Annotated in this window: 1 protein-coding gene and 1 pseudogene; both read right to left on the reverse strand. The window is 78.2% G+C overall.

Features of this window, described 5'->3' with window-relative positions:
• Window positions 1-475 (reverse strand): roadblock/LC7 domain-containing protein (locus tag FRZ03_RS25655; protein WP_146467506.1); only part of this gene is annotated, 475 nt, incomplete at its 3' end.
• A gap of 31 nt (window positions 476-506) precedes the next feature.
• A pseudogene (locus FRZ03_RS25660) lies at window positions 507-752 on the reverse strand (transcriptional regulator); the annotation flags it as partial.

Genomic DNA, 752 nt, shown 5'->3' on the forward strand with positions numbered 1-752 from the left:
CACGGGCGGCGGGGGGCGGGGGGCGGGGCATGGTGGCGGCAGCCCGCGGAGAACGCGGCGCGGACCGGCGCGCGGGGGTGGCCTGGGCGGCGGCCTCGGCGGCGTCCAGCAGTTCGCCGATGAGGGCGCCCGAGCGGCGGCCCTCCAGGTGCAGCCGGCCGACGTTGACCCGGTCCTGGGCGAGCAGGGTCAGTACGGCGCTGCGGCCGGCCGCGTAGGTGGCGACGTAGCCGCGCTCGCCGCGCACCAGCAGCTCCCGCAGGCCGCCGTTGCCGGTGGCGTCGGCGACCCGTACGGAGACCCCGAGCGCGGCCGCGGTGAGTGCCGCGAGGCCCTCCGGGTCCACGCCGGGCGTGTCGTGGGCGACGACGAGGCCGTCGACGCCCGCCGCGAGCGCCCCGGTCAGCTGTGGCACCCGGGTGCGCAGCCGGTGCAGCTCCTCCAGGACGGTGCGCAGGTCGTCCTCGGACACCATCAGCTCTCTCCTCTCGGCGGGGCGTGGCCGTTCAAAGCGCCTCCAGCGCATCCCTGAGCCTCTTCAGCAGCGCGATGTCGGGGTCGGTGACCGGGGGTGCGAACGGCGGCGGCAGGTCCCGGGCCCGGCCGGGTGCCGCCCCGGGCGCCGCCGGTGCGGGTCCGAGGTGTCCGGCCGCCGCCAGCCGGCGGACGTCGACCAGCGTGTGGAACGCCTGCCGGCCCAGTTCCCGGGCGATGTCGGTGGCCGTACGGGTGCCGTTCACGCGGTCCAGGAC

It is taken from the genome of Streptomyces misionensis (assembly GCF_007896895.1).
Taxonomy (GTDB): domain Bacteria; phylum Actinomycetota; class Actinomycetes; order Streptomycetales; family Streptomycetaceae; genus Streptomyces; species Streptomyces misionensis_A.